19 protein-coding genes, 4 tRNA genes and 3 pseudogenes are annotated in these 23,659 nt (G+C 65.8%); 19 read left to right on the top strand and 7 right to left on the bottom strand.

Annotated elements, in window-relative coordinates:
- Positions 1–138: 138 nt before the first annotated feature.
- A complete protein-coding gene (locus MU852_RS00775; protein WP_249750653.1) occupies positions 139–333 on the bottom strand; it encodes a hypothetical protein in 195 nt (64 codons plus the stop codon).
- A gap of 155 nt (positions 334–488) precedes the next feature.
- Here MU852_RS00775 and MU852_RS00770 point away from each other — a divergent pair, with 155 nt between their 5' ends.
- The gene (locus tag MU852_RS00770) at positions 489–1,004 is read left to right on the top strand and encodes a Dps family protein (protein WP_249750652.1); all 516 of its coding nucleotides are present in this window, start codon (positions 489–491) and stop codon (positions 1,002–1,004) included.
- A gap of 12 nt (positions 1,005–1,016) precedes the next feature.
- Here MU852_RS00770 and MU852_RS00765 read toward each other — a convergent pair.
- A tRNA-Leu gene (locus MU852_RS00765) sits at positions 1,017–1,099 on the bottom strand.
- A 394-nt stretch (positions 1,100–1,493) separates the two neighbouring features.
- On the opposite strand from MU852_RS00765, the pseudogene lon reads away from it, so the two are divergent.
- From lon to MU852_RS00745, 4 genes and pseudogenes are all read left to right on the top strand, one after another.
- A pseudogene (gene lon / locus MU852_RS00760) lies at positions 1,494–3,892 on the top strand (endopeptidase La).
- A 116-nt stretch (positions 3,893–4,008) separates the two neighbouring features.
- On the top strand, positions 4,009–4,284 hold the full coding sequence (locus MU852_RS00755) for an HU family DNA-binding protein (RefSeq protein ID WP_249750651.1): 276 nt from the start codon (positions 4,009–4,011) through the stop codon (positions 4,282–4,284).
- Positions 4,285–4,315: 31 nt separating this feature from the next.
- A tRNA-Val gene (locus MU852_RS00750) sits at positions 4,316–4,392 on the top strand.
- 465 nt (positions 4,393–4,857) lie between these two features.
- Positions 4,858–6,591 carry a hypothetical protein gene (locus MU852_RS00745; RefSeq protein WP_249750650.1) on the top strand — a complete coding sequence of 578 codons (1,734 nt, stop codon included), beginning with the start codon at positions 4,858–4,860 and terminating at the stop codon, positions 6,589–6,591.
- A gap of 218 nt (positions 6,592–6,809) precedes the next feature.
- On the opposite strand, the gene MU852_RS00740 is transcribed toward MU852_RS00745, so the two are convergent.
- Positions 6,810–10,109, bottom strand: a complete 3,300-nt coding sequence (locus MU852_RS00740) for an autotransporter outer membrane beta-barrel domain-containing protein (RefSeq protein WP_249750649.1) — start codon at positions 10,107–10,109, stop codon at positions 6,810–6,812.
- Between the two features lie 322 nt (positions 10,110–10,431).
- Between MU852_RS00740 and MU852_RS00735 the strand changes: the two genes are divergently transcribed.
- Positions 10,432–11,682 (top strand): glycosyltransferase, encoded by a 1,251-nt coding sequence (locus MU852_RS00735; RefSeq protein WP_249750648.1) that lies wholly within the window; start codon positions 10,432–10,434, stop codon positions 11,680–11,682.
- 85 nt (positions 11,683–11,767) lie between these two features.
- On the opposite strand, the gene MU852_RS00730 is transcribed toward MU852_RS00735, so the two are convergent.
- The 4 genes and pseudogenes from MU852_RS00730 to MU852_RS17140 all read right to left on the bottom strand — a co-directional run bounded on the left by MU852_RS00730 (position 11,768) and on the right by MU852_RS17140 (position 13,718).
- A tRNA-Asp gene (locus tag MU852_RS00730) sits at positions 11,768–11,844 on the bottom strand.
- A gap of 82 nt (positions 11,845–11,926) precedes the next feature.
- A tRNA-Asp gene (locus MU852_RS00725) sits at positions 11,927–12,003 on the bottom strand.
- A 97-nt stretch (positions 12,004–12,100) separates the two neighbouring features.
- Positions 12,101–12,919, bottom strand: coding sequence for an AbgT family transporter (locus MU852_RS17145; protein ID WP_283843878.1), 819 nt, complete (start codon positions 12,917–12,919; stop codon positions 12,101–12,103).
- A 44-nt stretch (positions 12,920–12,963) separates the two neighbouring features.
- Positions 12,964–13,718 (bottom strand): annotated as a pseudogene (locus MU852_RS17140) (AbgT family transporter).
- 218 nt (positions 13,719–13,936) lie between these two features.
- On the opposite strand from MU852_RS17140, the gene MU852_RS00715 reads away from it, so the two are divergent.
- The 13 genes and pseudogenes from MU852_RS00715 to nuoI all read left to right on the top strand — a co-directional run bounded on the left by MU852_RS00715 (position 13,937) and on the right by nuoI (position 23,605).
- Positions 13,937–14,314, top strand: coding sequence for an NADH-quinone oxidoreductase subunit A (locus tag MU852_RS00715; RefSeq protein ID WP_201216089.1), 378 nt, complete (start codon positions 13,937–13,939; stop codon positions 14,312–14,314).
- Positions 14,284–14,894: pseudogene (locus MU852_RS00710) on the top strand (NuoB/complex I 20 kDa subunit family protein). The gene MU852_RS00715 and the pseudogene MU852_RS00710 overlap by 31 nt, the downstream one beginning before the upstream one ends.
- Positions 14,891–15,520: an NADH-quinone oxidoreductase subunit C gene (locus tag MU852_RS00705; protein ID WP_249750647.1), complete on the top strand. Its 630-nt coding sequence runs from the start codon at positions 14,891–14,893 to the stop codon at positions 15,518–15,520. The pseudogene MU852_RS00710 and the gene MU852_RS00705 overlap by 4 nt, the downstream one beginning before the upstream one ends.
- Before the next feature lie 56 nt (positions 15,521–15,576).
- A complete protein-coding gene (locus tag MU852_RS00700) occupies positions 15,577–16,797 on the top strand; it encodes an NADH-quinone oxidoreductase subunit D (protein ID WP_249751997.1) in 1,221 nt (406 codons plus the stop codon).
- Positions 16,794–17,471, top strand: a complete 678-nt coding sequence (nuoE, locus tag MU852_RS00695) for an NADH-quinone oxidoreductase subunit NuoE (RefSeq protein WP_249750646.1) — start codon at positions 16,794–16,796, stop codon at positions 17,469–17,471. The genes MU852_RS00700 and nuoE overlap by 4 nt, the downstream gene beginning before the upstream one ends.
- Positions 17,471–17,740, top strand: coding sequence for a hypothetical protein (locus MU852_RS00690; RefSeq protein ID WP_249750645.1), 270 nt, complete (start codon positions 17,471–17,473; stop codon positions 17,738–17,740). Before nuoE ends, MU852_RS00690 begins: the two co-directional genes overlap by 1 nt.
- Positions 17,740–17,970, top strand: coding sequence for a hypothetical protein (locus MU852_RS00685; protein WP_249750644.1), 231 nt, complete (start codon positions 17,740–17,742; stop codon positions 17,968–17,970). The genes MU852_RS00690 and MU852_RS00685 overlap by 1 nt, the downstream gene beginning before the upstream one ends.
- Before the next feature lie 2 nt (positions 17,971–17,972).
- A complete protein-coding gene (nuoF, locus tag MU852_RS00680; RefSeq protein ID WP_249750643.1) occupies positions 17,973–19,286 on the top strand; it encodes an NADH-quinone oxidoreductase subunit NuoF in 1,314 nt (437 codons plus the stop codon).
- A 2-nt stretch (positions 19,287–19,288) separates the two neighbouring features.
- Positions 19,289–19,780, top strand: coding sequence for a hypothetical protein (locus MU852_RS00675; protein WP_249750642.1), 492 nt, complete (start codon positions 19,289–19,291; stop codon positions 19,778–19,780).
- Positions 19,780–21,825 (top strand): NADH-quinone oxidoreductase subunit NuoG, encoded by a 2,046-nt coding sequence (nuoG, locus tag MU852_RS00670; protein ID WP_249750641.1) that lies wholly within the window; start codon positions 19,780–19,782, stop codon positions 21,823–21,825. The genes MU852_RS00675 and nuoG overlap by 1 nt, the downstream gene beginning before the upstream one ends.
- Before the next feature lie 3 nt (positions 21,826–21,828).
- The gene (nuoH, locus tag MU852_RS00665; protein WP_249750640.1) at positions 21,829–22,905 is read left to right on the top strand and encodes an NADH-quinone oxidoreductase subunit NuoH; all 1,077 of its coding nucleotides are present in this window, start codon (positions 21,829–21,831) and stop codon (positions 22,903–22,905) included.
- Positions 22,905–23,114 carry a hypothetical protein gene (locus MU852_RS00660; protein ID WP_249750639.1) on the top strand — a complete coding sequence of 70 codons (210 nt, stop codon included), beginning with the start codon at positions 22,905–22,907 and terminating at the stop codon, positions 23,112–23,114. Before nuoH ends, MU852_RS00660 begins: the two co-directional genes overlap by 1 nt.
- Positions 23,114–23,605: an NADH-quinone oxidoreductase subunit NuoI gene (nuoI, locus tag MU852_RS00655; protein WP_249750638.1), complete on the top strand. Its 492-nt coding sequence runs from the start codon at positions 23,114–23,116 to the stop codon at positions 23,603–23,605. Before MU852_RS00660 ends, nuoI begins: the two co-directional genes overlap by 1 nt.
- Positions 23,606–23,659: the final 54 nt, after the last annotated feature.

Genomic DNA, 23,659 nt, shown 5'->3' with positions numbered 1-23,659 from the left:
TCAGAGATTTCAGATTTTGGTACCGTCATTCTAGGTTCGAGTCCTAGTTCCCCAGCCATCGACCTGCTTCCGGCAAGACAGAAGACGCGGGCCGCCCGACGACGGCGGCGGCGTTAGCGCGCCAATCGGCCGTCGGGCTCAGGCCGTCGGGCTCCACCACAGGAACAGGGCGATCAGCGCGCCGATGACCAGCGCGGCGACGCCGATGGCGGCGGCGGACACGCGAAGAGCGCCGCCGGCGATCTTTTCGTCGGGGCTGGTGTAATCGACGTCGATCGGCGGCATGCCGGGCTTGTCGCCGATCTTTCCGCCCGGATGTTTGTTCTTGTCCATGGCGCATCAACGCGCGTCGAGGCGCGCCGTTTCGCCTGGCGACCGGCAGAGGCGCGGGTGATGGGCGCCATAAGCAGAATTGACCTGCGTCAGGGCTTCCGCCGCCGCGATCTGCTGCTTAGCTAGGCTGCACCACGCGATCGAGGAGATGGATCATGGCTGACGCGCACGACCGGCGCCTGGCGCCGCTGAGAACCCCCACCAGCCTGTCGGAGGAGGCGACCCGCGACGTTTCCGCGGCCTTGACCGGCCTGCTGGCCGACGTCTTCGCCCTGTATCTGAAGACCAAGAACTTCCACTGGCACGTCTCGGGGCCGCATTTCCGCGACTTCCACCTTCTGCTGGACGAGCAGGCCGCGGAACTGTTCGCCATGACCGATCCGATCGCCGAGCGGGCGCGCAAGATCGGCGGCGTGACGCTGCGCTCCATCGGCCAGATCGCCGGCGAGCAGCGCATTCTCGATAACGACGCCGATTACGTCGATCCGTTCGACATGCTGGCCGAGCTTCGCGACGACAACAACGAGCTGGTCGGCTGGATGCGCGAGCTTCACGAGCTGTGCGATGATCACAACGACGTCGCCACCGCCAGCCTGCTGGAGAACTGGATCGACGAGAGCGAAAAGCGCGTATGGTTCCTGTTCGAGGCCGGTCGTCGCGGGAACGCCTGACCCGCCTCGGGGTGGTGCGGCTAGAGGGACTCGAACCCCCACGGTCTCCCGGCAGGACCTAAACCTGCTGCGTCTACCAATTTCGCCATAGCCGCGACGCCGACTGCTCTACAGACCCCCTCGTCGCGGGGCAAGCAGCGGCGCGGGCAAGCCGGGCGCGCATCGACGGTGTCGGGAGAGGCGCCGCCGATGACGCGCGTCTGCGTCGAGCACCGGCGGCGATGCGGACGGCTGGACGCTGTCATCGCCGGCAGGCGCGAACGGGGAGAGCAGGGGCCCGGCGCCTCCTAAGCCAAACCCCGCCGAGGCCTGCTGATCCACGCACATGTGGGCCGTTCCCCGGCGACGCTTGAACCGGGCGCCGTGCGAACCACATACTCACTCGAACGCCGTCGGAATCGACGGGCCGCGACGCACTGTCGGAGCATAGCGCCGAGACGGACGACGCGGCGGGCCGGAGATCATCAATGGCCCAGGAGTATAGGCATCATGTCCGAGACGAAAATCCTGCCCGTCCTGCCTCTGCGGGACATCGTGGTCTTTCCGCACATGGTCGTGCCGCTGTTCGTGGGCCGCGAGAAGTCGGTCAAGGCGCTCGACGAGATCATGAAGGGCGAAAAGCAAATCCTGCTGGCGACCCAGAAGAACTCGGTCGACGACGACCCGTCGCCCGACGCCATCTATCCCACCGGGGTGCTGGCCAGCGTGCTGCAACTCCTCAAACTGCCTGACGGCACCGTGAAGGTGCTGGTCGAGGGCAAGGGCCGCGCGCGCTTGACCCGCTTCACCGACCGCACCGACTATTTCGAGGCCGAGGCCGAGGAAATCGCCGACGAGCCGGGCGACACCGCCCAGTCGGAAGCCATGCTGCGCGCCGTCGTCGAGCAGTTCGAGAACTATGTGAAGCTGAACAAGAAGGTCCCGCCCGAGGCCCTCAGCTCCATCCCCCAGATCGCCGACGCGTCCAAGCTGGCGACTCGGTGGCCGCCCACCTGTCGGTCAAGATCAGCGACAAGCAGGGCCTGCTGGAAACCATTGAGGTGCCCAAGCGCCTGGAGAAGGTCTATGGCCTGATGGAGGGCGAGATCAGCGTCCTGCAGGTCGAGAAGAAGATCCGCTCGCGCGTCAAGCGCCAGATGGAGAAGACCCAGCGCGAATACTATCTGAACGAGCAGATGAAGGCGATCCAGCGCGAGCTGGGCGAGACCGACGACGCGCGCGACGAGATCATGGACCTGGAGAAGCGCATCCGTAAGACGCGCCTGTCCAAGGAAGCCCGCGCCAAGGCCGAGGCCGAGGTCAAGAAGCTGCGCAACATGAGCCCGATGTCGGCGGAATCGACCGTGGTCCGCAACTATCTGGACTGGCTGCTGTCCGTGCCGTGGGGCAAGGCCAAGCAGAAGCCCATCGACCTGCAGAAGGCCGAGGACATCCTGGAAGAGGATCACTTCGGCCTGGAAAAGGTCAAGGAGCGGATCATTGAATATCTGGCGGTCCAGGCCCGCACCGGCAGCCTGAAGGGCCCGATCCTGTGCCTGGTCGGCCCTCCCGGCGTCGGCAAGACCTCGCTGGCCAAGTCGATCGCCAAGGCGACCGGCCGCGAATACGTCCGCATGTCGCTGGGCGGCGTGCGCGACGAAAGCGAGATCCGCGGCCACCGCCGTACCTACATCGGCTCCATGCCCGGCAAGATCATCCAGTCGATGAAGAAGGCCAAGACCACCAACGCCTTCGTCCTGCTGGACGAGATCGACAAGCTGGGCGCCGACTGGCGCGGCGACCCGTCCTCGGCCCTGCTTGAGGTGCTGGATCCGGCCCAGAACTCGACCTTCGGCGACCACTATCTGGAAGTGGACTACGACCTGTCGCAGGTCATGTTCGTGACGACCGCGAACAGCCTGAACATGCCGCAGCCGCTGATGGACCGGATGGAGATCATCCGCGTCTCGGGCTACACCGAGGACGAGAAGGTCGAGATCGCCAAGCGCCACGTCCTGCCCAAGCAGCTGCAGGACCACGGCCTGAAGGCCGGCGAGCTGGTGGTGCCGGACGAGACCATCCGCGACCTGATCCGCTACTACACCCGCGAGGCCGGGGTCCGGTCGCTGGAGCGCGCCCTGGGCGGCCTGGCCAGAAAGGCTGTGCGCGAGATGGCCAAGACCAGGGCCGTCTCGATCACGGTCGATGCGGAAAAGCTGGCCGAATACGCGGGCGTCAAGAAGTTCCGCTACGGTGAGACGGACGAGGAGGATCAGGTCGGCATCGTCACCGGCCTGGCCTGGACCGAGTTCGGCGGCGACATCCTGACCATCGAGGCCATCAAGATGCCGGGCCGCGGCCGCATGACCGTGACCGGCAACCTGAAGGAGGTCATGAAGGAATCGATCTCGGCCGCGGCCTCCTATGTCCGCGCCCGCTCGCTGGCCTTCGGCGTCAAGCCGCCGGTGTTCGAGAAGACCGACATCCACGTCCACGTGCCGGACGGCGCCACGCCCAAGGACGGTCCGTCCGCCGGCGTCGCCATGACGGTGGCCATGGTGTCGGTCCTGACCGGCGTGCCGATCAGGAAGGACATCGCCATGACCGGCGAGATCACCCTGCGCGGCCGGGTCACCGCCATCGGCGGCCTGAAGGAAAAGCTGCTCGCCGCGCTCCGCTCGGGCGTCAAGACGGTGCTGATCCCGCAAGAGAACGAGAAGGATCTGGCGGACGTGCCCGACAACGTGAAGTCGGCGCTGGAGATCGTGCCGATCTCGACGGCCGACGAGGCGCTGAAGTGGGCCCTGACCGGCTCGCTGACGCCGGTCGAATGGGACGAGGCGGCCGAGCCCCTGCCGGCCCCGGCGCCCGCCACGACCGATCCGGCCACGGTCTCCGTCAGCCACTGATCCGCGTCGGAACGAACGCAAAGCGCCGCCGGGAGCCCATCCCGGCGGCGCTTTCGCTTTTGACCTGGGCGTCGTTACGTCCTTTAGTGATTCGCTTTCAGGCTGTGGGGCGCGCGATGACCAGAACGGAACTGATCGGCCGCATGGCCACCGCGGCGGACATCAGTCGCGACCAGGCCAAGGCGGCGCTGGAGGCCTTCACCGACGGCGTGGTCGAGGCGCTGACCCACGGCCAGGACGTGCGCCTGGTCGGCTTCGGCAGCTTCGTCGCCGTGGATCGCAAGGCCGGGGTGGCGCGCAATCCCCAGACGGGAGAGGCCGTGGCGCGCCCGGCGTCGCGCACCGCGCGCTTTCGTCCTGGGGAGGGGCTGAAAAGCGCCTTGAACGGCTAGGGCGCGACGGGCATAAGCCCGGCTCGCATTCGGGCGGCTAGCTCAGCTGGTCAGAGCACCTCGTTTACACCGAGGGGGTCGGGGGTTCGAACCCCTCGCCGCCCACCAAGGATTTCCGGGGATTTGGCGGCGGCGCCGCTGATCCTCGAGCCCGAAGAGCTGGGGCGCTGGGTCATGCCCGGCGATGACACCGCCTGGACGCCGTCACCAGACCGCGCTGACCGCTTCGAAGTCGCCGCCTGAGGCCCCCGGCGGCCCTGGCCGCCGCCCCCAACCCACCTCGACCGGGAGCGCCGCGCTTTTCCCCCCGCCTCGCCCGCGGGCTACCTTGCTCTGAATCATTGCACCGCCGGATGCCCGAAATCGCGAAAGCCAACGGCGCTTGAAAAGAGCGGCGCTCGCAACGGATCTATTGCGGTTCCTTGCGGCCATTCATGAGCCACGAGCCGGTGCGTGGGCCTGAAGCGAGTGTTATATACGACGCCTTCCGGTTGCGTTGGGGATGAGCGGATGATCAAAGCGATAGAACTAGCTTCTCAGCGATGCATTGCATGGGTCAGTAGACCGACCCGCGTGCCCACGCTCATATGGGTCGGGTTGCCGCTGGTCCTGTCCACCCTGCTAATCGCCGCCGTCGGCCCTTACTGGCAAATGCACACTTTGCCCCTGGCTACGAGTGTGGCGCCGACGATCTACGATACGATTTATCCAGATCAACTCGCCCGCTTCCCATCTTTGGCCGACTGGTTCATCGAAAGCATCAGTTTTGTTGCCTTAGCCATCGCCATATTGACGGCAGCCGTAGCTCTCCGCGCCAATACTTGTCATGGATGGGCGATCGGCGCTGGAACCACTTTCGCATTCGCCTACACAGTATACGATTTCGTCGTACTAATTAGCAGCGAGCAGGAGGTAAACTTCTTAGCCAGTGCAGTCGCAAACATAGCCGGTGGCGTGTTTGTGTCGATGGTATATTATCTTTTTGCTGCGATCATAATACGACTGTCGAGGTCTTCATTAGGTAGAGCCACATACAAGGTGTTAATAGGAGGGGCAATACTAGCAATAGGATTCCTAATTTCCCTATTAAGCCTAATGTTGCTGATTGTGTTCTATCGACCACTTCAAGCGCCACTCGAAATGGCTGTGCCTCTGCCATTTGATGGATGGGTGAGAGCTAAGGTCCGCTCGCCCGACGAGAACGAGCCATCATACACCAATCGTTTCAGTGCTGTGCCAACAGGAGCAAAGTCGAAAGAGGTCGAGATTTCGAGCCCTCATGAGGCCGGGAAGATAGCTTGGCTCCAAACCGGTAGGGGGAGCAAAACCAAGCTAGAGGTATACGCTCTGGACGGCTGCGCCGGGGGAATGAATCCAAGCCTAACTGAACCTCCTGCTATGACAATGCTAGGAGTAAGCTCACTTTCAGTAGATAATGGCACCAGCTTCATTAGCATAAGATCCCCAAAAGATTATAAATTATGGAGTGTCATAAGTGAAATAGCTTATCTGTCGGTTTCCCCTAATGACACGGGGGGTCTAGATATATTCAGCTCCGCGAGACCGCTTGATCGCCTAGAGATCGAGGCATCGGACACCGTTGAAATTCTGGTTTCGGCAATCCTGCTGACATTTGGTGATGAGGGTGCCGTATCTCCTCAGCCACAGCGTCTGAGTTTCTCGGTGGACGGGAAGCCCGTGGCGGCAGTGCTCAGTCCGAAGGGTGGTGTGAACCCAAAAGACAAGCTCAAGTGCTCGCAACTGGTGCCGAGTGAAAATCTCGATACGACATCGCATGGCCAGCCGGCGATGATCAGCACGTCTAGTCTTGCAGGAGGATTATTTTTTCGCCTAACGCCGGAACCGGACTCCCCGTATGCATCAACAACTTCGTCTCTAAGCGTTGTTGAGACGAACGGGATGATTCAGGCCTCTCTGCTCGAAATGCGCGCGGGTTCAGATTTCGGAGACGCTGACTATATTGGTACCAGCGGAGCGGTGCGCGATGTGAGTGTGTACGGTCTTCAAATGTCTGGCGGTATCGACCGACTATTCGCCGTCGGCGATTTCGATGTCTTTCTGGGGCCGGATAAAGCTCTACGTGTCAGCGGGGAAGCTTCGGCGCTCGCCCAAAGCGGCCAAAGGCTCAACCGTACCAGATGGGAGTTCGCGAGCGACACGGTTCGGTGGGGCGCTCTGATCACGGCGTTTGGTCTTGTTGCGACTTCGGCGGCATTCGTCCGTCGATCCATAAAGGGACGGGTCAGGCGTTCACCTCTCTGGTTCTTTAAGACGAGGGGCGTCTAGATATTGCGAGTCCCCAGAAATTTCCCGGAATTTCGTTCCATTAGCGAGAACGAATCCAGAAACTAGCGACATCTCGATTGAGGCAGTGCGGGCATCTGCGGTCCGTCCACCTTGTTTACACCGAGGGGGTCGGGGGTTCGAACCCCTCGCCGCCCACCAGACGCCGAAAGGGCCGCCGGATCGCTCCGGCGGCCCTTCGTTTCTCTGCAGGCTTGGCCTCAGAACCGGAAGCTGGCCCGCAGCAGCAGGGAATAGCGGACGTAGTCCTCGAGCAGTTCGGCGTCGCCGGTGATCGACAGCATGCCCAGCTCGTTGCCGACGTTCAGGCGGAAGCCCAGGATCGGTCCGCCGCCCTCGATCGCGTCGGGGGTCAGGATGAAGTCGGGGCCGCCGCTGGCGAAGCGGGCGATAGTCTCGCCGGCGTCGACCGAGATGTTCTGGCGATAGCCGACGCGCAGCTCAGGCCGGATCCAGCCGTTCCGACCGAAGCCGTAGCCGACGTTCATCGCCGCGACCGCCGAGAAGATGTGGCTGTCGCGGCCGTCGATATCCAGGTCGAAGCCGTCGCCGCCTCCGGTTTCGCTGCGGGCGTCTTCCGACAGGCGGAAATACTCCGCGTAGATCTCCGGTCGGACGTTCAGGCGGCCGAAGTTCCGCTCGTAGGAGGCGCCCCCGGCGGCCGCGGCCGTCCAGCCGTGCCAGTCGGAGGTGTTGTTCAGATAGACCCCGTCCGCCACCAGGGAACGATCGGCGCTGAAGCTGGCGTAGCCGCCGGCCGCGCGCGCCCAGGTCGTCCAGTACTGGCCCTGGGCGCGCCAGTAGAGGCCCAGTTCCAGCAGGTTGGCCGACAGGATTTCCTCGGCCTCGGCCTCGGGATCCTCGATGTCGGACGAGGTGAAGGCGACCGAGACGCCGAAGGCGCCCAGGCTGCTGCCTCGCTCGACGCCGCCGGCCACCCCGAAGCCCTCGGAACGGAATCCATAGGACTCCGTCTTGTCCTTGTCGGCGTAGAAGTTGATCTCCTGCACCCAGGCGCTGGTCTCGCCCGGCGCGGCCGAGGCGTTTCGACCCGTCAGCGCCCGCGTCACGGCGTCGACGCCCGCCGACAGCGACATCAGCGGACCGCCCGAGTGATCGGGCAGCATCTGCTCGTACACGTCGATGAAGTCGTCGCGGGAGGTCTGTCCAAGGAAGAGGTTCTGGAGCGTCTCATTATCGCCAAGGGCGGCGTAGATCGCGTCGAAGGCGGACGCCTCCACCCGGATCAGGCCGGCCTCTTCGGCGGTGCGGCGACGCGCGTCCACGTAGAGCTGGCCCGCGCCCTGGTCGACCCCGGCCTCGACCACGTACAGATATGGCGAATTCTGTTCCAGAAGGGTCTGGTCCAGCTCGCCGACGTTGAGTTCGCCGGCGGTCAGCAGCGTGAAGCGCTCGGGCTCATCCAGCAGCGAGGCGAAGCGCACGCCCAGAGAGGCACCCGTCGCGACGTTCGCCGCGCCCGACACATTGAAACCGCCGGCCGCATCGGCCGCCGGATCGACATTGAACAACAGGGTCCCGTCGGCGCCGACGGATAGGTTCGAAATATTCGTCGAGCTTGTCTGAGACGCGAACAACGTGCCGTCGCCGACAGTGATGTCGAGGCGTCCATCCGCGTCAGTAATCGCGCCGACGACGTATGCGCCCCCTGATATCGCCAAAGAATCTGCGCCGACGCCGAACGAGAGATTGCCCGTGAGGGTCCCGTTTTCGATAGACACGCTATCGTCCCCGGATCCCAGCAGCATATCTCCTCGGATCGATGGTTCGTTGATATCGGAGACGCCGTCGCCATCCGTGTCGGGCAGGGTGCTGTCTTCGTCCGCGAGCACTCCGAACTGACGGATCGTGACGCCGGCTGTGTTGGCCGACAAGTCGATGGCGACGGCGGACCCGTCAACCTGCGTATCGTCGTCAGGGTTGGCCGTGACGGCCGCTGTGATTGTTCCACTGTTCGTAAAGGAGGTTAGCGTGCCTGACAAATCTCGGACCGCGACCGCGTCACCGTGATTTCCGCCGATGCCTGCGGAAATAACCCCGGAGTTATTCAATGCAGGAAGGTTGGCTCCCTCCGAAATCAGAACCGCTGTCGCCGTGTGTGCGCCATCGGTGGATGCGCCGGCCTGAATGGTACGTTCGTTCTGCAATATCGGTGTCGAAACGTTATCAAGAAACTGCAACGCCGTGGAATCTGCATCGACCGCGCCCGTTGCGATCGAGCCAATATTTCTAACACCGCCTTCGACCGTGACAGCCTGACCGCCTTCGACGCCAAACTGAAGACCGTGAGCGGCGACACCGGCGTAGGTGCCGACGCCGGTGATTGTCCCGCCGTTAATGAAACCAAAAGCTTGGTCGTCCTCGCCGACCATGCCCAGCGTAACGCTACGTTCGGTCGAACCGACCACCATGGCCGGCGCGCCGCCGATAGAGGTGATGTTGGCGTTGGTCTCGCTTGTATCGGGAATCCCATCGCCGTCGCGATCGGTGTCTTCGCGGTTGATGACGCCGTCGCCGTCGTCATCCTCGTCGCCGTTCTTGACGCCGTCGCCATCATCGTCGCCGTCAGCGCCATCCGCGCTCTCATAAGCGGGAGCATTGGCGAGAATCACGCCCCCGGCCACGTCACCTTGGACGGAGAATGCAGGCCCGCCTTGAAGCAAATCGTCGGCGTCGAGATCTTCAAGATAAAGCCCCCGCCGCTCGATTCTCCGCCTTCGGGACGAGCCGACGGCGGAGTGGTATACCGATAGCCGGTCGCGCTGACCTGCGAATGGATGACGAGGGAGCCGCCTACGTCGCCTTCCACTGACACGCCACGGCTGTTTTCTCCGACCGCCGATACCGTTCCCGCCACGACCACATTGTCCGACACGTCGCCCTGGACCCGAATTCCCATAGGAATCGTTCCCAACCACAGCCACGGCGCCCAAGTTCGTCAATGAACCGTCGAGGCCTGATTGGATGCGCAGACCGTAGCTCTGATTGCCTTCAACGGTGACCGACCCGCCAGATTCCACCAAGATGTCGCCGACATAGGGGGACGAGCCTTGAATGCGGACGCCATGCCGGTCGGTCCCCGCAGCAAAAGGACCGTCTAGGTCGCCGTCCTTGTCCTCATCCTTGAAGTCCTCGGACTCGAGCGAGTCAGTCACGTTTACCCGGCCCCCGATCGTGACCGAGCCGCTTGTGCCGCCCTGGACCAGCACGCCCGTGGCGCCGTCGGCCGCTTCGGTCATGGTGATCGACCCGCCGGAATCGATGTCGAGATCATCGTCCGAGTCGACGGTCACGGCCGCGCCCGTCGTCACCTTGACGTTCCCCCCGCTGCCGATCCGGATGTCGGAGGCCGCGCCGTTGTTGGCGGTCGACGTGCTGATCGGCGTGGTGCGCTCGTTAGAGATCACGACCTGGGCTTCGGCGCCGGCGGCGATCATCAAGGGGGCGATCGCCACGGCGGTCGCGAGCAGAATACGCATTCGAAAGAAACCCCTGGTGGTCACGCACGGACGGATTGGAGGCCCTCTTAGCAGACCTCTCTCCAGTGTTTCCAAGTTTATCGAATTTGAGGCGAATGCAAGGCGCTGAGGGTGGGGCGGCGCCGGGCCGGCGCGACCGGCGTTCGCCGACGCCGACGACTTGCGGGTGTTTGCGTCGTGTGCGGAGGTTATCGCGCGGCATTCCGCTTGAGCTTTGCCGCGACGAGGTTTACGGGCGGCCATGGTCAAGCGCGTAACCGCGAAACGCATCCAAAGCCCTTCGCGTCGCGTTCGTGGGGCCAGGCCAAGCGAGAACACCCCCATGACCCTGACCGACCTCGAAGTGCAGGAAAGCGAAATCCGGCTGATTCCCGGCCTGGACGTCGAGGTGGCCGAGACGCTGCGCGCGCTGAAGGCGTCGACGCAAGACGAGCGGCCGCGGCTGGTGGACACCACCATGCTGTTCGCCCCGCGCTCTGGCGGGGTGAAGCGCTACCTCCTGTCGAAGAAGGCGTGGATCGAGGCGAACCGGCCGGACGTGGCGCACTCGCTGATCGTGCCGGGCGCGCGCCACCGGGCGGGCGGGGACGGGATCATCAGGCTCCGGGCCACAAAGCTGCCGTTCAGCGACGGCTATCGCTGGCCGAACTCGGTCAAGCGATGGAGCGCGTGGGTCGCGGCCATGAAGCCGTCGATCATCGAAGCGGGCGATCCCTACACGCCCGGTCAGGGCGCGCTCGAGGCGGGCCAGCGCGTGGGTTGCCCCGTCGTCGGCTTCTGTCACTCCGACCCCGCGGCGCTCGCCGCGCTTCATTTCGGCGAATGGGCCAAGAAGCCGGTCGAGAAACGCTGGGCGCGCCTTTTTTCGCAGTTCGACCGCGTGGTCTCGCCCAGCCGCTACATCGCCCGGCGCCTGGAAGAGGCCGGCATCGAGAACATCTTCATCCGGCCCCTGGGGGTGGAGATCGACACCTTCCGACCGGACCGCCGCGACCGCCAGTGGCTTCTGGACAGGCTGGGCCTGGGCCCGGACGCCCGCCTGCTGTGCTTCGCTGGTCGTCCCGCCAAGGAGAAGAACGTCGAAGTCCTGATCGACGCGGTCCAGAAGTTGGGCGCGCCGTATCACCTCGTGCTGGTCGGCGCCGGGTCGGGAATGCCGGCGGAGGACCGTGTCATCTCGCTGCCCTATGAGAAGGACCCTCGGGCCGTCGCCAAGATCATCGCCAGCTGCGACGCCTTCGTCCACGCCAACGACAAGGAGCCGTTCGGCCTCATCGTGTTGGAGGCCATGGCCTGCGGCCGTCCCGTGGTCGGCGTCAACTCCGGCGGCGTGGCCGAGACGGTGGACGATTCGGTCGGCCAACTGGCCGCCCGCGCGGACGCCGACGACTACGCCGAGGCGGTCGAGGCCCTGTTCACGCGCGATATCGAGGCTATCGGCCGCGCGGCGCGCCTGAAGGCCGAGACCCAGTTCGCCTGGAACCGGGTGTTCGAGGATCTGTGCGACTTCTACGGCGGCCTGACGGGCGAGCCCGGCTTCCTGGCGCGCACGGGTGATCGCCCGGTCCACTGACGCGTCCGGGCGGTCGCGCTTTGCCGCCGACCGCGCTGTTCGGGATGAAGGGACGGGCGGGGCGCCACTCTCTGTGCATCAGGAGTGGCGCGAGTGACGGGGCTCGAACCCGCGACCTCCGGCGTGACAGGCCGGCACTCTAACCAACTGAGCTACACCCGCGTATCCAGGTCGAAACTTTTGAGCTGTTCCGAAAGCTGTTCTTGGGAAGGCGGTGCGCCACTCCCTCTATTCCTAGAAGAAGTGGCGCGAGTGACGGGGCTCGAACCCGCGACCTCCGGCGTGACAGGCCGGCACTCTAACCAACTGAGCTACACCCGCGTTTCCCGGCCGAAGCGGCTGTGCGCCTCGGCGAGGGGCGTCGTTTAGGCGGACCGACCGGGCGCGTCAAGCGACCTTTTCGGCAGAAGTGAACGCCTCACCGCATCGTCGGCGCGGCGGCCGGCTGAGGCGGGCTGTGCGGACCGGCGAAGCCGCCGGAAATCGGCTCCTGCGCGGCCACGGCGGGCGGCGGCGGCTCGTAATGCACGCCCACGCCCGGCCCCAGCGGCAGGTCCAGCGCCACCCAGGCCGCAACCATCAGAAGCCCCGCCGCCAGGAAGGCCCCGGCGTAGGGCAGCATGGTCGCCATCAGGGAGCCCAGCCCGAATCGCGGATCCCACCGCTGGGCGAACGTCAGGATCAGCGGGAAATAGCTCATCAGCGGCGTGGCGATGTTGGTCACCGAATCACCCATCCGATAGGCGGCGGTCGTCATCTCTGGCGAGATGCCCAGCAGCATGAACATGGGCACCACGATCGGGGCCAGCGCCGACCACTTGGCCGAGGCCGAGCCGATGAACAGGTCGAACACGCAGCTGACCAGCACCACCACGATCAGAAGCAGCGGCGCGGGCAGGGCGATGTCCTCAAGGGCGTCGGCCGCGTTGACCGCCAGGATCGGCCCCAGGCCCGACCAGTTGATCATCGCCACGAAGTGCGCGGCGAAGAAGGCCAGCACGATATACGGCGCCAGTTGCGATATGCCTTCGCCCATCATGCGGACCATGTCGCGGTGCGACTTCACGGTGCCGGCGCCCGCCCCATAGGCGCCGCCGGCGACGAAGAAGGTCACGGCGAAGAAGGCGATCAGCGAGCGATAGAGCGGGTTGAAGGTCTGGCCGGGCTCCGCCTCGGCGTCGACGAAGGGTGATCCGGGGATCAGCGTCAGCGTCGTCCACAGCGCGATCATGCCCAGGATGGCCAGGCCCGCCCAGGCCAGGCCCTTTTTCTGCTCGGGCGTCAGCGGGGCCTTCTCGGAATCGGACGCGGGGCCTGAGACCCGGACGCCGGGGTCCAGCGTCCCAGACGCGGCTCGATCACCCGATCGGTGATGAACCAGACGATGGGGGTGAAGATCAGCACCACCCCGATGATGAAGAACCAGTTGCCGGCGATGTTGACCGAATAGCTGGGGTCGATCAGCCGCGCGGCTCCGTGATGCCCAGGATCAGCGCGTCCTGCGAGCCGGGAAACAGATTGCCGGCGTAGCCGCCCGACACCGCGGCGAAACCGGCCGCCAGCCCGGCGAGGGGATGCCGGCCCGCCGCGGCGAAGATCACCGCCGCCAGCGGAATGACCACGACGTAGGAGGCGTCCGACGCATGGTGCGACATCATCCCCACGATCACCACGATCGGCGTCAACAGGGCCTTGGGCGCATTCAGCAGCGCGCCGCGGATCGCCGTGGTGAACAGGCCGGTCCGCTCCGCCACCGACGCGCCGTAGATGATGGTGACGACGATCGCCAGCGGCGGGAAGTCCGCCAGGGTGCGCGGCATGCCGATGATCAGACGCTCCAGATTTTCCGACGACAGCAGGCTCTGCGCCACCAGCCGGTCGCCCGTGACGGGATTGACGGCCGACCATCCCAGGCCGGCGCCCACAAGGCTGAGCGCGATCAGTCCGGCGATCAGCCACAGAAACAGGAAGACAGGATCGGGCAGGCGATTGCCGATGCGCTCGACGGCGTTCAGGGCGCGACCGGCCAGGCTCATTCGGATGACTTTCTGTTACGGATCAGACGCCTCAATAGGGCGCGGCGCGGCGCCGCTCCGCAAGAAGCCTTGCTGCGACATATGGCGCAGGTCATCACCCGTTGAATTTGCGATCCGTTCTCAACAAAACCTTAGGCCCTTCCGGGGTTTGAACCTCGCGGAGGTTGGGTCTAAGAAGCGCCGAATCCCGCCTCTCCCCGGCGGGCGAGGTTCTTCGCATGAACGCATTTCTGCTCGAATATCTGCCGGTGCTGATCTTCGCCGGCATCGCGGCGCTGATTTCGGTGCTCTTCATCGCCCTGCCGATGCTGCTGGCGCCGAAGAACCCCGACAGCGAGAAGCTGTCGGCCTATGAGTGCGGGTTCAACGCCTTCGACGACGCGCGCATGAAGTTCGACGTCCGCTTCTATCTGGTGTCGATCCTGTTCATCATCTTCGACCTGGAAGTGGCCTTCCTGTTCCCGTGGGCGGTGTCGATGTTCGACCTGCCGCAGGCCGGCATGGTGTTCGCCTTCTGGTCGATGATGGTCTTCCTGGGCGTCCTGACCATCGGCTTCATCTACGAATGGAAGAAGGGAGCCCTGGAATGGGAGTGATCGCGCCTTCGTCGCCGCTTCCCGGCGCCGCTGTTCCCGCCGGCTCGGCCGCGCGTTCGATGGTCGAGGGGTACGATCCCAAGGTCCACGACAAGTTCTTCGAGGCGGTCAACACCGAGCTTGGCGAGCGGGGCTTCCTGACGGCGTCGCTGGACGACGTCATCACCTGGGCCCGCACGGGCTCCTGATGTGGATGACCTTTGGTCTCGCCTGCTGCGCCGTCGAGATGATCCAGATGTCGATGCCGCGCTTCGACGTGGAGCGCTTCGGCATGGCCCCGCGCGGCAGCCCGCGCCACTCGGACCTGATGATCGTCGCCGGCACCCTGACCAACAAGATGGCCCCGGCCATCCGCAAGGTCTATGACCAGATGCCCGATCCGCGCTACGTCGTGTCGATGGGCAGCTGCGCCAACGGCGGCGGCTACTACCACTACAGCTACAGCGTCGTTCGCGGCTGCGATCGGGTCGTGCCGGTGGACGTCTATGTGCCCGGGTGCCCGCCGACAGCGGAGGCGCTGCTGTACGGCCTGCTGCAGCTGCAGAAGAAGATCCGTCGCACGGGGACGATCGAGCGATGACCTCTCTCGCCGTTCAGGCTCAACATGAGGCCGTGCTGACCCCGCTGGGCGCCGAGGTGGCGGGCGCGCTGGGCGTCGAGGCGCAGGTGGCGTTCGGCGAACTGACGCTGGTCGCCCCGCGCGAGCGCATCGTCGAGGTGCTGACCGCGCTGCGCGACCGGTTCCAGTTCCAGCAGCTGCTGGACGTCTGCGGCGCGGACTATCCGGATCGCCAGGAGCGGTTCGAGGTGGTCTATCACCTGCTGTCGCTGACCAAGAACGCGCGGGTGCGCGTCAAGGTGACGACCGACGAGGCCCAGCCCGTGCCGACCGTCATCGAAGTCTATCCCTCGGCCGGCTGGTTCGAGCGCGAGGCCTACGACATGTACGGCATGGTGTTCGAGGGCCACCCCGACATGCGCCGCCTGCTGACCGACTACGGCTTCGAGGGACATCCGCTGCGCAAGGACTTCCCGATGACGGGCTATGTCGAGGTCCGTTACGACGAGGAGCAGAAGCGCGTCGTGTACGAACCCGTCAAGCTGACGCAGGAATTTCGCACGTTCGATTTCCTGTCGCCGTGGGAAGGCGCCGAGTATCCGGCGCCCGTGCTGCCCGGCGACGAAAAGGCTGGAGTGAAGGGCTGATGGCGGACGTAGCCGAAAACCCGCCGGTCTCGCCGGCCATCGACCCCTGGGGCGAGATGGACCACGACGCCGATCCCCGGACGCCGCACGCCCGGGACATGGACGACCGCAAGTTCACCATCAACTTCGGCCCGCAGCACCCGGCCGCGCACGGCGTTCTGCGCCTGGTGCTGGAGCTGGACGGCGAGATCGTCGAACGCGTCGATCCGCACATCGGCCTGCTGCACCGCGGCACCGAGAAGCTGATGGAGGCGCGCACCTATCTGCAGAACGTGCCCTACCTGGACCGGCTGGACTACGTCGCACCGATGAACCAGGAGCACGCCTTCTGCCTGGCGATCGAGAAGCTTCTGGGCATCGAGGTTCCGTACCGCGCCCAGCTGATCCGGGTGCTGTATTCCGAGATCGGACGCATCGGGAACCACCTGCTGAACGCGACCATGCAGGCCATGGACGTCGGCGCCCTGACCCCGCCGTTGTGGGGCCACGAAGAGCGCGAGAAGCTGATGGTGTTCTATGAGCGCGCCTGCGGGGCGCGCCTGCACGCCAATTACTTCCGCCCCGGCGGCGTCCATCAGGATCTGCCGATGGACCTGATCGACGACATCGGCCGCTGGTGCCAGGAGTTCCCGGCGGCGCTGAAGGACATCGAGAGCCTGGTCACCGAGAACCGCATCTTCAAGCAGCGCAACGTCGACATCGGCGTGGTGTCCAAGGAACAGGCCCTGGCCTGGGGCTTCTCGGGCGTGATGCTGCGCGGGTCGGACATCGCCTGGGACCTGCGCAAGTCGCAGCCGTACGAGTGCTACGCCGAGCTGGAGTTCGACGTGCCGGTCGGCAAGAACGGCGACTGCTGGGACCGCTATCTCTGCCGCATCGAGGAGATGAAGCAGTCGGTCCGCATCATGGAGCAGTGCATCCACAAGCTGCGCAACTGCCCCGGCGAGCCGGTGATGATCGAGAACAACAAGATCGTCCCGCCGCGTCGTGGCGAGATGAAGCGCTCGATGGAATCGCTGATCCATCACTTCAAGCTCTACACCGAGGGCTTTTCGACGCCCGAGGGCGAGGTCTACGCCTCGGTCGAGGCGCCCAAGGGCGAGTTCGGCATCTATCTGGTGTCCGACGGCACCAACAAACCCTATCGCGTGAAGATCTCGGCCCCGGGTTTCCGCCACCTGCAGGCGATGGACTGGATGAACCGGGGCCACCAGCTGGCCGACGTGTCCGCCATACTGGGTTCGCTCGACATCGTTTTCGGAGAGGTGGACCGATGAGCGTTCGTCGTCTCGCCAAGGACCAACCGGCCTCGTTCGCCTTTTCGGCCGACACTGCGGCCAAGGCCGAATGGTGGTTGAAGAAATACCCGGAAAACCGTCGCCAGTCGGCGGTGATCCCGGTCCTGTGGCTGGTGCAGAAGCAGGAAGGCTGGGTCTCCGAGCCCGCTATCCGCGCCGTGGCCGAACTGCTGGGGATGCCGTTCATCCGGGTGCTGGAGGTCGCGACCTTCTACACCATGTTCATGCTGGAGCCGGTCGGCACGACCGCGCTGATCCAGGTGTGCGGCACCACGCCGTGCATGCTGCGCGGCGCGAACGACCTGATGAAGGTGTGCAAGGAAAAGATCGGCCCCAAGGACCATCTGTCCGCCGACGGCCGCTTCACCTGGCAGGAAGTCGAATGCCTGGGCGCCTGCTCGAACGCCCCGATGGCGCAGATCAACGACTACTATTTCGAAGACCTGACGCCCGAGACGATCGGTCAGATCATCGACGACTTCGCCGCCGGCAAGACGCCCGAGCGCGGGTCCTACATCGGTCGCACCAATGCGGCGCCGGCCGGCGGGGCCAAGACCCTGCTGGATCCGACGCTCTACGACGGCTCGGCCGCCAAGCCGATCACCAAGCTGCCGAACAGCGATCCGGCCCCGGCCGAGAAGGCGCCGGCCTGATGTCGCGACCGGACCTGAACACCGAAGAGGGCAGGGCCGCCTACCGGCGCGAACTTCGCCGCGTGGCCTGGCCGATCCGCTGGGGCGGGCTGGGCCTGATCGTGCTGGCCGCCGTCATCATCCTGGCCGCGCGCCAGAACCTGTTCGGGATGGGCGAAGCCGCCGTGACGGTCGCCTACGGGCTGCTGGCCGCCGGCTGGGCCCTGTGGATCGCCGCCGTCTTCATCCGCACCCGTCACCACAAGCGCCGTCTGGCGGAGGGGTTGTGATGGCCAAGACGCCGAAAGCCGCCGATTACAAGATGATGAGCTACATCGGCCTGATCGATGTGGTGCTGGGCCTTGGGCTGGTCGCGATCGGCTTCGCCGGCGTGCTTGAGGCCGGCCCCGAGATCATGACGCCGGTGGGACTTCTGGTCTCGGCCATGGGCGTCGCCCTCGCGCTGTGGGCGCGCAACAAGATGGCCCAGGCCGAGCGCCAGGGCGGAGATCGGAACTGACCATGGTCGGACTCCTCGAAGACAAGGACCGGATCTTCACCAACCTGTACGGCTTCCAGGACTGGACGCTGGAGGGGGCGAAGAACCGCGGGGCCTGGAACGCCACCAAGGACATGCTGGACCTTGGCCGCGACTGGATCATCGACAACGTCAAGGCGTCCGGCCTGCGCGGCCGGGGCGGCGCGGGCTTCTCCACCGGCCTGAAGTGGTCGTTCATGCCCAAGGAGGTGAAGGACCGTCCTCACTACCTGGTCGTCAACGCCGACGAATCCGAGCCCGCGACCTGCAAGGACCGGGAGATCATGCGCCATGATCCCCAGCTGCTGATCGAAGGCTGCCTGATCGCCAGCTTCGCCATGCAGGCCCACGCCTGCTACATCTATCTGCGCGGCGAATACGTGCTGGAACGCGAGCGGATGGAGGCGGCGGTCAAGCAGGCCTATGAGGCCCGCCTGATCGGCAAGGACAACGTCCACGGCTGGGATTTCGACGTCTATATCCACCACGGCGGCGGCGCCTATATCTGCGGCGAAGAGACGGCCCTGCTGGAATCGCTGGAAGGCAAGAAGGGCCAGCCGCGCCTGAAGCCGCCGTTCCCGGCCGGCGCGGGCTTGTACGGCTGCCCGACCACGGTGAACAACGTCGAGTCGATCGCCGTCGTCGGCACCATCCTGCGTCGCGGGGCCGACTGGTTCGCCGGCTTCGGCCGTCCGAACAACACCGGCACCAAGCTGATGTCGCTGTCGGGCCACGTGAACACGCCCTGCGTGGTCGAGGAGGCGATGTCGATCCCGCTGCGCCAGCTGATCGAAGATCACGGCGGCGGCGTTCGCGGCGGCTGGGGCAATCTGAAGGCCATCATCCCCGGCGGCGCCTCCTGCCCGGTCATCACGCGCGAGCAGGCCGAGACCGTGCTGATGGACTTCGATTCCATGCGCGAGGTGCGCTCGTCGCTGGGCACCGCCGGGGTGACGGTGATGGACGAGTCCACCGACATCGTGAAGGCGATCGCCCGCATCAGCTACTTCTTCAAGCACGAGAGCTGCGGCCAGTGCACGCCGTGCCGCGAAGGCACCGGCTGGATGTGGCGCGTGCTGGAGCGGATGGCCGTGGGCGAGGCCGATCCGTCGGAGATCGACCTGCTGCTGGACGTCGCCGGCCAGGTCGAGGGCCACACCATCTGCGCCCTGGGCGACGCGGCCGCCTGGCCGGTCCAGGGCCTGATCCGTCACTTCCGCCACGAGATCGAAGAGCGCATCGCCACCTACCGGTCGCGCCGCGCCAACTTCGCCGGCCACGCGATCGCCGCGGAGTGATGATGCGCCTGTCGTCCGCCATCGTGATCGGAGCTTTCGCTCTCGCCGCCTGCGGCGAGCGCGAAGCCGCGCCGACGCCGGCGGAAAAGGTCGCGGCCGAGGCGCCGGTGTCGGACGCCGTTCAGACGGCGCCGCGCGTGCTGGACGCCGCCGACCTGCGTCGCGTCTGCCGCGCGGGCCTGGCGGCGATCCACGGCCAGGAACCGTCCGCGGTCACGGTCGACGGCGTCGAGGGCGAGGTGGTCCACGCCTCGTGGCGCGCGCCGGTCGACGGCGGGCGGATGCGCGCCGACTGCCGCGTCGAGAACGACCTGGTCGTGTGGATGCCGCTGGGCCTGCCCGACGCCGCCATGGTCCGCTGGATGAACCAGTCCGGCGATCCGGTGATCCGCTACGCCCTGGACGGCGATGCGGTCGCCATCACCCAGACTCTCCCTGACGGGACGACGGAACGGACCGAACTGGCCGTTCCCGCTGAAGAAGAGGCCCATTGATGCCTATCGCCAAGGTCAACGGCGTCGAAACCGAGTTCGAGCCCGGCATGACCGTGCTGCAGGTCGCCGAGCGCGCCGGGCACGAGATTCCGCGTTTCTGCTATCACGAGCGGCTGTCGATTGCCGGCAACTGCCGCATGTGCCTGGTCGAGGTGAAGCCCGGGCCGCCGAAGCCGCAAGCCTCGTGCGCCCTGCCGGCCGCCGAGGGCCAGGAGATCTTCACCGACACGCCGATGGTGAAGAAGGCCCGCGAAGGGGTGATGGAGTTCCTGCTCATCAACCACCCGCTGGACTGCCCGATCTGCGACCAGGGCGGCGAATGCGACCTGCAGGACCAGGCCATGGGCTATGGCCGCGACGGCTCGCGCTACGCCGAGAACAAGCGCGCGGTCGAAGAAAAGAACATGGGTCCGACGGTCAAGACCTTCATGACCCGCTGCATCCAGTGCACGCGCTGCGTCCGCTTCATCACCGAAGTGGCGGGCGTGCCGGACATCGGCATGATCTCGCGCGGCGAGAGCGCCGAGATCACCACCTATCTGGAAAAGAACATCGACTCGGAACTGTCGGGCAACGTCAACGACCTGTGCCCAGTCGGCGCCCTGACGCACCGGCCGTGGCAGTACCACTACCGCCCGTGGGAGCTGAAGAAGACCGAGACCATCGACGTGATGGACGCGCTGGGGTCGAACATCCGCGCCGACTATCGCGGATCCGAGGTCATGCGCGTGCTGCCGCGCGTGCACGAGGGCATTAACGAAGAGTGGCTGTCGGACAAGAGCCGCTACGTCGTCGACGGCCTGACCGCGCGCCGGCTGGACCGTCCGTGGCTGCGCGAGAACGGCAAGCTGCGTCCTGCGACCTGGGACGAGGCCCTGGGCGCCGTCGCCGCCCGTCTGAAGGCCGCGCCGGCCGACCGTATCGGCGTGATCGCCGGCGACCTGCAGGACGCCGAGAGCATGAAGGCGACGCTAGACCTGTTCCGCGCCCTGGGCTCGGCCAACACCGACTGCCGCCAGGACGGCGCGGCCCTGGGCCACGGCCCGCGTGAGAGCTGGCTGTTCAACTCCGGCCTGCAAGGCATTGAAAACGCGGACGCCGTTCTGCTGATCGGCGTCAATCCGCGCGTCGAGGCGCCGCTGCTGAACGCGCGCCTGCGCAAGGCCTGGCTGAAGGGCGGACTGGAGGTCGGCGTGATCGGCGAACAGGTCGACCTGACCTATGGCTACGCCTATCTGGGCGCCGGGTCGAAGACCCTGGCCAAGCCGCCCAAGTCGGCGATGGACTTCCTGACCAAGGCCCAGCGTCCGGCCATCGTCGTCGGCGCGGGGGCCCTGCGCGGCGAGACCGGTCCGGCCGCCCTGAACGCCATCGGCGCCCTGGCCAAGAAGGTCGGCGTGATCACCGAGGGCTGGAACGGCTTCAACGTGCTGCATAGCGCCGCCGCGCGCGTCGGCGGCCTGGACATGGGCTTCGTGCCGGGCGAGGGCGGCCTGGCGGTTGCCGACATGCTGAAGCCGGGCGCGCTGGACGTGCTGTTCCTGCTGGGCGCCGACGAGGTGGACCCGACCGGATCGGACGCCTTCCGCGTCTATCTGGGCAGCCACGGCGACCGCGGCGCGCACGGCGCCGACGTCATCCTGCCGGGCGCGGCCTACACCGAGAAGTCGGGCCTTTACGTCAACACCGAGGGCCGGGTGCAGATGGCCGAACGGGTCGTTTTCCCCAAGGGCGACGCCAAGGAAGACTGGGCCGTCATCCGCGCCCTGTCCGGCTATGTCGGCCAGACGCTGCCCTACGACACGCTGGAGCAGCTGCGGGCCAGGCTGATGGCGGATCATCCGACCTTCGGCCGGATCGACTATCTGGCGGCGCCGGCGGCGTTCGATCCGTCGACGCTGGGCGCCAAGGGCGACCTGGGCGACGTCGCCTACGTCTCGGTCGTCGCCGACCCCTATCTTTCCAACCCGATCGCGCGCGCCAGCGCGACCATGGCCGAGCTGTCCGCCCAGCGGACCCAACCGGTCGTGATGGCGGCGGAGTAAGTCATGGACCCCGTTTCCTTCTGGAGCACCCCGGTCGGCTGGACGCTGCTGACGGTCGGCCAGGTCCTGCTGATCACCGTGGTCGTCTTGGTCTTCGTCGCCTTCCTGCTGCTGGCCGACCGCAAGGTCTGGGCCGGCGTGCAGATGCGCAAGGGCCCCAACGTCGTCGGCCCTTTCGGCCTGCTGCAATCCTTCGCCGACATGCTGAAGTTCGTGCTGAAGGAGGTCGTGGTCCCGGCGGGCGCCGACAAGGCGGTCTTCCTCTTGGCGCCGGTCATCACCGTCATCCTGGCCTTCATGGCGTGGGCGGTGATCCCGTTCGCGCCGGGCTGGGTGATGTCGGACCTGAACGTCGGCATCCTGTACATCTTCGCGGTGTCGTCGCTGGGCGTGTACGGCATCATCATGGGCGGCTGGGCCTCGAACTCGAAATATCCCTTCCTGGGGTCGCTGCGGTCGGCCGCGCAGATGGTGTCCTATGAGGTGTCGCTGGGCCTGATCATCATCAACGTGATCCTGCTGGCCGGTTCGATGAACCTGTCGACCATCGTCGACAGCCAGAAGGGCATGTTCTGGAACTGGTACGCCTTCGGGGGCGGGGCGGGGACCTGGCCGCTGATCCTGGTCCTGTTCCCGATGATGATCGTCTTCTTCGTCTCGGCCCTGGCCGAGACCAACCGCCCGCCGTTCGACCTGCCCGAGGCCGAGTCCGAACTGGTCGCCGGCTACCAGGTCGAATACGCCTCCACGACCTATCTGCTGTTCATGATGGGCGAGTACGTCAACATCGTCTTCATGTCGGCGATGGTCAGCATCCTGTTCTTCGGCGGCTGGAACCCCGGGATCATCCCGCAATCCGTTCTGGACGGCCTGCCGGGCTGGCTGGAGTACACGATCTACGTCGCGACCTTCATCGTGAAGACCGTGCTGTGGTTCCTGGCGTTCGCCCTGGTGAAGGCCTTCGTGCCGCGCTACCGCTACGACCAGCTGATGCGCCTGGGCTGGAAAATCTTCCTGCCCGCCTCGCTGGTCGCCGTGGTGATCACCTCGGCCTGGCGCGTCTTCGTGGTGGGCGGCTGATGAGGGCGTCCATTTCCATCCTGACGCTGGCGGCGACCGGCGCGGTCCTGGGCGGCTGCGCGGCCGACCCGCGCATGCCCGAGTCCGGCTATCAGTGGGAGCGGCGCCAGGACCGCATCGAGCAGGAATGGCGCGCCCGACAGGCCAAGGCCGCGCCCGCCCAACCGACTTCAACCAACGGCGCCCCCGCGCCAGAGGATCGTTTCTGATGTTCAACCGGATCGCCCAGGCCGCCAAGGGCGCGCTGATGCTGGACGCCGTCGGCGCCATCGGCCTGACCCTGAAATACATGGCCCGTCCCAAGGCCACCGTGAACTATCCGTTCGAGCGGAATCCGCAATCGCCCCGCTTCCGCGGCGAGCACGCTCTGCGCCGCTACCCGAACGGCGAGGAACGCTGCATCGCCTGCAAGCTGTGCGAGGCCATCTGCCCGGCCCAGGCCATCACCATCGAGGCCGAGCCGCGCGCCGACGGCAGCCGCCGCACGACCCGCTACGACATCGACATGGTCAAGTGCATCTACTGCGGCCTGTGCCAGGAGGCCTGCCCGGTGGACGCCATCGTGGAAGGCCCGAACTCGGAGTTCGCGGTGGAGACCCGCGAGGAGCTGCTGTTCGACAAGGCCCGCCTGCTGGACAACGGCGACCGCTGGGAACGCGTGATCGCCAAGAATCTGGAACTCGACGCGCCTTACCGCTAAGGCGCTGACGCTAACGGGCCGCCGATTCCGCCAAGGGACCGGGGCCGAGACGAA

The organism is Brevundimonas albigilva (assembly GCF_023503965.1).
Taxonomy (GTDB): domain Bacteria; phylum Pseudomonadota; class Alphaproteobacteria; order Caulobacterales; family Caulobacteraceae; genus Brevundimonas; species Brevundimonas albigilva.
Note: the sequence above shows the minus strand (reverse complement) of the source record. Positions and strands in the feature narration are given on the sequence as shown.

Excerpts from the sequence above, each read along its gene's own strand:
- nuoF (WP_249750643.1), top strand. The coding sequence starts at position 17,973 with ATGGTCGGACTCCTCGAAGACAAGGACCGGATCTTCACCAACCTGTAC.
- MU852_RS00755 (WP_249750651.1), top strand. The coding sequence starts at position 4,009 with ATGACCAGAACGGAACTGATCGGCCGCATGGCCACCGCGGCGGACATC.
- nuoI (WP_249750638.1), top strand. The coding sequence starts at position 23,114 with ATGTTCAACCGGATCGCCCAGGCCGCCAAGGGCGCGCTGATGCTGGAC.
- MU852_RS00675 (WP_249750642.1), top strand. The coding sequence starts at position 19,289 with ATGCGCCTGTCGTCCGCCATCGTGATCGGAGCTTTCGCTCTCGCCGCC.
- MU852_RS00735 (WP_249750648.1), top strand. The coding sequence starts at position 10,432 with ATGACCCTGACCGACCTCGAAGTGCAGGAAAGCGAAATCCGGCTGATT.
- MU852_RS00770 (WP_249750652.1), top strand. The coding sequence starts at position 489 with ATGGCTGACGCGCACGACCGGCGCCTGGCGCCGCTGAGAACCCCCACC.
- MU852_RS00690 (WP_249750645.1), top strand. The coding sequence starts at position 17,471 with ATGTCGCGACCGGACCTGAACACCGAAGAGGGCAGGGCCGCCTACCGG.
- MU852_RS00705 (WP_249750647.1), top strand. The coding sequence starts at position 14,891 with ATGACCTCTCTCGCCGTTCAGGCTCAACATGAGGCCGTGCTGACCCCG.
- MU852_RS00685 (WP_249750644.1), top strand. The coding sequence starts at position 17,740 with ATGGCCAAGACGCCGAAAGCCGCCGATTACAAGATGATGAGCTACATC.
- nuoG (WP_249750641.1), top strand. The coding sequence starts at position 19,780 with ATGCCTATCGCCAAGGTCAACGGCGTCGAAACCGAGTTCGAGCCCGGC.
- MU852_RS00660 (WP_249750639.1), top strand. The coding sequence starts at position 22,905 with ATGAGGGCGTCCATTTCCATCCTGACGCTGGCGGCGACCGGCGCGGTC.
- MU852_RS00715 (WP_201216089.1), top strand. The coding sequence starts at position 13,937 with ATGAACGCATTTCTGCTCGAATATCTGCCGGTGCTGATCTTCGCCGGC.
- nuoE (WP_249750646.1), top strand. The coding sequence starts at position 16,794 with ATGAGCGTTCGTCGTCTCGCCAAGGACCAACCGGCCTCGTTCGCCTTT.
- MU852_RS00775 (WP_249750653.1), bottom strand. The coding sequence starts at position 333 with ATGGACAAGAACAAACATCCGGGCGGAAAGATCGGCGACAAGCCCGGC.
- MU852_RS00740 (WP_249750649.1), bottom strand. The coding sequence starts at position 10,109 with ATGCGTATTCTGCTCGCGACCGCCGTGGCGATCGCCCCCTTGATGATC.
- nuoH (WP_249750640.1), top strand. The coding sequence starts at position 21,829 with ATGGACCCCGTTTCCTTCTGGAGCACCCCGGTCGGCTGGACGCTGCTG.
- MU852_RS00700 (WP_249751997.1), top strand. The coding sequence starts at position 15,577 with ATGGACCACGACGCCGATCCCCGGACGCCGCACGCCCGGGACATGGAC.